The organism is Pseudarthrobacter sp. NCCP-2145 (genome assembly GCF_023708005.1).
GTDB lineage: Bacteria > Actinomycetota > Actinomycetes > Actinomycetales > Micrococcaceae > Arthrobacter > Arthrobacter oxydans.
The window spans coordinates 1-6384 of the sequence record NZ_BRCG01000043.1 but is presented as its reverse complement, the minus strand read 5'-3'; the positions used below and the strand labels follow the sequence as shown (position 1 = coordinate 6384).

General features: G+C 65.3%; 10 protein-coding genes and 1 pseudogene. 8 read left to right on the top strand and 3 right to left on the bottom strand.

Annotated features, from left to right (window positions below; all coding sequences use genetic code 11):
• From NFU08_RS20775 to NFU08_RS20750, 6 genes and pseudogenes are all read left to right on the top strand, one after another.
• Positions 1-123: L-serine ammonia-lyase, iron-sulfur-dependent, subunit alpha (locus NFU08_RS20775; RefSeq protein ID WP_251425859.1), on the top strand; the 123-nt coding region annotated here is incomplete at its 5' end.
• 14 nt (positions 124-137) lie between these two features.
• Complete coding sequence (gene lipA, locus NFU08_RS20770; protein ID WP_174174890.1) at positions 138-1145, top strand: lipoyl synthase; 1008 nt, start codon at positions 138-140, stop codon at positions 1143-1145.
• 50 nt (positions 1146-1195) lie between these two features.
• Complete coding sequence (locus tag NFU08_RS20765) at positions 1196-2029, top strand: methylenetetrahydrofolate reductase (protein WP_174174888.1); 834 nt, start codon at positions 1196-1198, stop codon at positions 2027-2029.
• 61 nt (positions 2030-2090) lie between these two features.
• Positions 2091-2261: pseudogene (locus tag NFU08_RS20760) on the top strand (formyltetrahydrofolate deformylase); the annotation flags it as partial.
• 5 nt (positions 2262-2266) lie between these two features.
• Positions 2267-2485 (top strand): hypothetical protein, encoded by a 219-nt coding sequence (locus NFU08_RS20755; RefSeq protein WP_251425954.1) that lies wholly within the window; start codon positions 2267-2269, stop codon positions 2483-2485.
• A gap of 43 nt (positions 2486-2528) precedes the next feature.
• Complete coding sequence (locus NFU08_RS20750; protein ID WP_251425952.1) at positions 2529-2771, top strand: hypothetical protein; 243 nt, start codon at positions 2529-2531, stop codon at positions 2769-2771.
• A 9-nt stretch (positions 2772-2780) separates the two neighbouring features.
• Here the strand turns inward: NFU08_RS20750 and NFU08_RS20745 are convergent, their stop codons facing one another.
• The 3 genes from NFU08_RS20745 to NFU08_RS20735 form a co-directional block, all read right to left on the bottom strand.
• Entirely contained in the window at positions 2781-2945 is a 165-nt protein-coding gene (locus NFU08_RS20745) for a hypothetical protein (protein WP_174174882.1), read from the bottom strand.
• A gap of 181 nt (positions 2946-3126) precedes the next feature.
• Positions 3127-3549, bottom strand: coding sequence for a universal stress protein (locus NFU08_RS20740; RefSeq protein ID WP_104189434.1), 423 nt, complete (start codon positions 3547-3549; stop codon positions 3127-3129).
• Between the two features lie 48 nt (positions 3550-3597).
• Positions 3598-4107 carry a hypothetical protein gene (locus tag NFU08_RS20735; protein WP_251425950.1) on the bottom strand — a complete coding sequence of 170 codons (510 nt, stop codon included), beginning with the start codon at positions 4105-4107 and terminating at the stop codon, positions 3598-3600.
• A gap of 238 nt (positions 4108-4345) precedes the next feature.
• Here NFU08_RS20735 and NFU08_RS20730 point away from each other — a divergent pair, with 238 nt between their 5' ends.
• Together NFU08_RS20730 and NFU08_RS20725 are read left to right on the top strand one after the other, a co-directional pair.
• A complete protein-coding gene (locus tag NFU08_RS20730) occupies positions 4346-5554 on the top strand; it encodes an aspartate transaminase (protein ID WP_251425948.1) in 1209 nt (402 codons plus the stop codon).
• 27 nt (positions 5555-5581) lie between these two features.
• On the top strand, positions 5582-6259 hold the full coding sequence (locus NFU08_RS20725; RefSeq protein WP_251425947.1) for a 4-carboxy-4-hydroxy-2-oxoadipate aldolase/oxaloacetate decarboxylase: 678 nt from the start codon (positions 5582-5584) through the stop codon (positions 6257-6259).
• Positions 6260-6384: the final 125 nt, after the last annotated feature.

Here is a 6384-nt window from a genome sequence, read left to right as displayed (position 1 = left end):
GGGTCGCACCGGGTCTCCCTCGATGAGGTCATTGTGACCATGCGTGAAACCGGCAAGGACATGAGCTCCAAATACAAGGAAACGGCCATGGGCGGCCTCGCCGTCAACGTCGTCGAATGCTGAAAGAAGAAAACCACATGACATTGGCACCTGAAGGCCGGAAGCTGTTGCGCGTTGAACAGCGTAATGCTGCTGTTCCGGTGGAGCGGAAGCCGGAGTGGATCAAGGCCAAGGTCCAGATGGGCCCGGAGTTCGTGGGCTTGAAGAACCTGGTCAAGAAGGAAGGCCTGCACACGGTGTGTGAGGAGGCCGGTTGTCCCAACATTTTCGAGTGCTGGGAGGACAAGGAAGCCACGTTCCTGATCGGCGGCTCGGAGTGCACCCGGCGCTGTGATTTCTGCCAGATCGATACCGGCAAGCCCTCCCCGGTGGACATGTTCGAACCCACCAAGGTGGCTCGCTCCGTGCAGGCGATGCAGCTGCGCTACGCCACCGTCACCGGCGTGGCCCGGGACGACCTCGAAGACGAGGGCGTGTGGCTGTACGCCGAGACGGTCCGGAAGATCCACGAACTGAACCCCGGCACCGGCGTCGAGCTGCTGATCCCGGACTTCTCCGGCAAACCCGAGCACATCAAAGCGATCTGCGATTCCAAGCCCGAGGTGTTCGCGCACAACGTCGAGACGGTGCCGCGGATCTTCAAGCGGATCCGTCCGGCCTTCCGGTACGAGCGGTCCCTGGATGTGATCACGCAGGGCCGGAACCTGGGCATGGTCACCAAGTCCAACCTGATCCTGGGCATGGGCGAGACCCGCGAGGAGATCTCCGAGGCCCTGCGGGACCTGCACGAGGCCGGGTGCGACCTGATCACCATCACCCAGTACCTGCGCCCGAGTGAGCGGCACCTGCCGGTGGACCGGTGGGTCAAGCCGCAGGAATTCGTGGACCTCCAGGACGAGGCCACCGAGATCGGGTTCCTCGGCGTGATGTCCGGGCCGCTGGTCCGCTCCTCCTACCGCGCCGGGCGGCTCTGGGCCACCGCGATGCGGAAGAAGGGCTGGGAGATCCCCGCCGAACTCGCCCACATCGAGTCCTCCGGCAGCACCCGCCAGGAAGCCAGCTCCCTGCTGGCGGCCACTGCATGACGGGATAGCCACCGCTGAAGCCCCTGAAAACTGAAGCAAAGACAGGACCAATGATGTTCCCCGTCAGAATCGAAATCATTCCCTCCGAGGGAATCGTTGAGCAGGTCCGAGCCAAGGTGTCCGCGGCCACGCCGCTGAGCGTCACCTGCCTGCCGCACCACGGCATCGAGCGCACCATGCGCACCGCCGTGGAGCTGAGCGACGCCGGCTACCAGGTGATCCCGCACCTCGCCGCCCGGAGCATCCGCAGCCGTGCCGAGCTCACCGAGATCATCCGTGGCTGCGATGCCGCGGGAATCCGCGAAGTCTTCGTTATTGGGGGAGACCGGAAGCAGCCCGCCGGCACCTACGACTCGGCGCTTCCGGTCCTCGAGGACATCGCCCAGTACACCGGCGGAATGATGCGCGTGGGCGTGGCCGGATACCCGGAGGGCCACCCGCTGGTCAGCCCCCTGGACCTGCTGGACGGGCTGCTGGCCAAGCAGCCTCTTGCCTCGCATGTAGTCACGCAGATGTGCTTTTCCGCCGGCAAGATCCACGATTACGCCGCGCTCCTGCGCCGCGAAGGCGTCCACCTGCCCCTGTGGGCGGGCGTGGCGGGGTCCGTCCCGCGGACCAAGCTGGTGGCACTCGCCACGCAGATCGGCGTCGGAAGTTCCCTGAAGTTCCTCAGCCGCAAGGGCCCGCTGGCCCGCAAACTCCTCAGCGGCGACCGGTACTCCCCGGACACCCTGGTGGCCGGGCTCAAAACCACGCCCGGCACCGTCGCCGGCATCCACCTCTACAGCTTCAACAGCCTCGATGCGGTCCCCAACGATGCGGCCGCGTCTTCCCCTTCCGCACTCCAGACAGCTTTGATCCGAGGAGCAGCACGTGACAACTAACCCTGTGACAACCCGCCAGGAGCCGCATCTTGGGCGGCAGCTCACCAACGCGGGGCCTTATGAGGGCCCGTTCATCTCGCAGCAGGTCATCGAGGTGGACCACACGTACACCGCGGACGACCTGGTGGCGGTGGGCCGGGACGCGGAGTGCGTGGCGCTCCGGAATGCCGTCCGCTGGCACTGCGAGGGCCGGATCCTGCTGCTGGGCAACCGGACCGTCGTCCTGCGGTAGGCGCCATGAAACCGAGCGAAGCTCACAGCTGGCGGCGGGTGTCCTGGAACGCCCTGCCCGCAGGCCAGCCGGTACGCCTCTCTCAGGACGGGCAACATATCGGCTGCGGCGTGGTGGACGGGTCCACACCGGACGGCTCCATTATCTGGGTGGTCCTGGACGGGTGGTCCGAGCGCCGCATGTTCCACCGGGAGGACTTCGTCAAAGTGGAGATCAGAGCGTAGGGCAGGCTGTTGACCGCCCACCCGCAATTGGCCACGATGAGGTATGACTGACACCGGAGCTGACCCCGCAGGCACCCCTTCTGGCGACGATGCCGTGGAGGAGGTTGACGGCGTAGCGACGGCGGAGGGCATCGCGGAGGAGATCCGGGACGAGATCCGCCTGGGCCACGTCGAGGACGACGTCAGCCACGTGCTTGAGGAACGCTTCGACGAGGCCGGCATAAGCTTGCGCCCGGAGGCCGTGGACGACCTTGCCGAGGAGATCGAGAAGGACGCCTCGACCTAGGGATCAGGGCTACGGCCAGTCCGCCAGCCTGAACTGCACCGGCTGCCGGATGCCGACCAGGAGGTCGCCCGTCCACTCGGCGACTGTCCGCTGACGGCCCTCCAGCGGGTCCGAAATTGCAGGCTGCTGGCCATCCTCGCGGGCAGTCTGCGTAGCGTCGTCCGAGCGTTCCATGTATCCCCCTTGGCGTGCTTGTGAAGCTAACCGTAGGCAGGCCGGGACGGCACCGGAAGAGGGTTTATCTATCGACGGGATAAACTTGGCAAATCTTGAGCAAGAGGCGCATAAAGCAAGCGGACGACGGCGGGAGGTCCCGCCGTCGTCCGCTGTCCTTTTACCCCGCTGCGGGGAGTGGCTAGTCGTCGTAGGTGTTGGCGATGTAGACGTCGCACGGTGCGTTGTGCGCCACGCTGTTGGCCACGCTGCCGAGGAGCCGGCCGATGCCGCGCATGCGCCGGTTACCGACGACGATCAACCGCGCGTCGAGGCGCATGGCTTCCTTGATGAGGGCGTCAGCGGGCTTGCCGCGGGCCGCGAAGTAGCTGATCTCCACTCCCGGCCGCGTTTCGCCAAGGGACTTCGCGACCGTTTCGGCTGCTTCGGAGTTCCAGACCTTCACTTCATCCGAGCCGACGCCGAAGGTCTCGGCCCGGTCCGAGTCGAATGCGGTGACGATGTGGAGGGAACCTCCCAGCGACTTTGCAAGGCCCAGCGCCACTTCCGCAGCCTTCCGTGCCGACGGGCTGCCGTCCACACCTACAACAACTACTCCGCTCATGCTGTGCTCCTTCGTTCTGTGTCCGTGGTTCAACGTCCACTGGCCAGTCTAGAGAAGTTCAGGCTGAAGACCCCACGTCATTTTGCGGATGTCCCCACTTTGCAGTCCGCTGAGCGCGGCGAGCTCGAAGTCATCCATGACGCCGAGGCGGCGGGCAGCGGTCATGAGGGCCCGCCGGCGTTCCTCCAAGGCAGCCTTCGTTTCCCCTAGCTCAGCCAGCTCGGACTTCAGCCCCGCGATGACAGCCAGCTGCTGGTCCGGGTGCGTCCCGGACGGCAGCAGGTCATCAAAGGACAGGCCGATGGTGCGGATGGTCCAGCGGGAAAGCCCGGCAGCCTCGGCCAGGCGCGTCACCTTGATCCCGTCCCGGAGCGCCTGCGCGATGTGCTGGTTCAGCCGGACGGAGAGCGGACGGCTGCTGCTGGCGTTGAAGGCGATCCGCTGCCGGTTCGCCTTGAGCAGCCTGCGGAGCTTTTCCGCCTGCCGGACGGCCGGGTCGGGTTTCGGCGATCCGCGATAGCGGTAGTAACCGGTATCGTCCTGGTGCGTAACGCTCAAGATCACTCCTCGGTTCGGTGTGCCGCTGAACGGGCCGACGTACCTAGAAGGCTAGGCAGCAAGGCGCCACGGCCGGAAATACCAATAGTGCGTGGACCCATAACCGGAGAGTGTGGGTGGGCCAGCCATAAGGGACGCTTATCCGCCCACGCACTTTAGGTCTTATCCACAGCCGCGGGATTTCCCTAGTGTCGAAGGAAACGAGCACCGCTCACTCCTGACTCCCTAGGAAGAGACCATGCCAGAATTTGTACCTGCCTCGCGGGTTTCCCGCATCAAGTCCTCAGCCAGTGTGGCTGCTGCGGCCCGGGTGCGTGAACTCAAGGCGGAAGGACGCCGCATCCTCGACCTGACCGTCGGCGAGCCGGACTTCGACACCCCGGATCACATCAAGGCAGCTGCCGTGGAGGCCATCGCCCGCGGCGAAACCAAGTACACGTCGGTCACCGGAACCCCGGCGCTGCAGGAGGCCATCCTCCAGACCCTCGAGCTGCGCACCGGCCTGCACTACACGCCGGCTGAAATTACCATCGGCGGGGGAGCCAAGCAGGTTATCTTCACTGCCTTCATGGCCTCCCTCGACGCCGGCGACGAAGTGATTGTTCCCGCCCCCTACTGGGTTTCCTACCCGGACATGGTGCTGGCCAACGACGGCACGCCGGTCGTCGTTCCCTGCGGCGAAAACTCCGGTTTCAAGCTCACCCCCGAAGCCCTGGCCGGTGCCATCACCGTCCGGACCAAGTGGGTCATCCTCAATGCACCCTCCAACCCCACCGGCGCCGTCTACTCGCGTGCCGAACTCCGGGCGCTCGCCGATGTCCTTGCCGGCCACCCGCACGTCTCTGTCCTCGCGGACGAAATTTACGACCAGATCTACTTCGGCGACGGCAAGCTGGCCAGCCTGGTGGAGGTGGCCCCGGAACTCAAGGACCGGGTCCTGGCCGTCAACGGCGTATCCAAGGCCTACGCCATGACCGGCTGGCGGCTGGGATACGCCGCAGGGCCGGCGCCGCTGATCGCGGCCATCAACAAGCTGCAGTCGCAGATCTCCTCCTGCCCGTCCTCCGTGAGCCAGGCCGCCGCCGCGGCCGCCCTCGCCGGCAGCCAGGACTTCGTCCGGGACAGCGTGGAGACCTACCGCAAGCGGCGGGACACCGCCGTCGCCGCCCTGAACGCCGTTAAAGGCCTGTCATGCACGACGCCGGACGGCGCCTTCTACACATACGTCAACTGTGCGGGGGTCATCGGGAAAACAACGCCCGAAGGACAGGTCGTCAGTAACGACCAGGACTTCACCCTCTACCTGCTTGATGCAGCCTCCGTGGCTGTGATCCAGGGCTCGGCCTACGGCATGGGCCCGTACTTCCGGATCTCCTACGCCACCAGCCTGGACATCATCGAGGAATCCATCGCTGCCATCGACAAGGCCGTCCAGGCCCTCACCTGATCCAACCCCACCGAAGGAAACAACGCCGTGATCCACGTCAAAACCACCATCGACCGACCCAGCGCCGACGCCGTCAGCCGGCTGGCGAAGTTCTCGTCAGCCACCATCCACGAGGCGCAGGGCCGTAAGGGCGCACTGAGCTCCCGCATCAAGCCCATCGACAGGGCCATGTCCTTCTGCGGCCCCGCCACCACCGTCCGCTGCGCACCGCGTGACAACCTGATGCTCCAGGTGGCCATCCACTACGCGCAGCCCGGGGACGTCATCCTGGCTTCCGCCGGGGAGTACGAGGAAGCCGGGACGTTCGGCGACGTGCTGGGCAACGCCATGAAGGCCAAGGGCCTGGCTGGCCTGGTGACGGACTCCGGTGTCCGCGACACCCAGGACCTCATTGAACTCGGGCTGCCCGTCTTTTCCGGCAGCGTGTCCATCAAGGGCACGGTCAAGGAGACCATCGGTCCCATCAATCATCCTGTGGTCTTTGGCGACGAAATCATCTATCCCGGTGACGTCCTGCGCGGTGACGCCGATGGTGTGGTGGTGGTCCGCAAGGACGAGATCGAGGAGGTCATCCGCCTCTCGCAGGAGCGTGACGACGCCGAGCGGGAGCTCATTGACCTGTACAAGGCAGGCGGTACCACCATCGATCTCTGCAACCTCACGGACGTCCTGAAGGCCAAGGGCCTGCTGGTGGAACAGGCCTAGCTGGCTCTTCGCGGTTGATGGGGAATTGAGTTCGTGTCGTTGAAGACAAAGGGGCCCGTGGCCCTGTTGGGATGAGTGTGTCTAAGCATTCAACCTGGAACAGGACCACGAGCCTTGAACGAGCC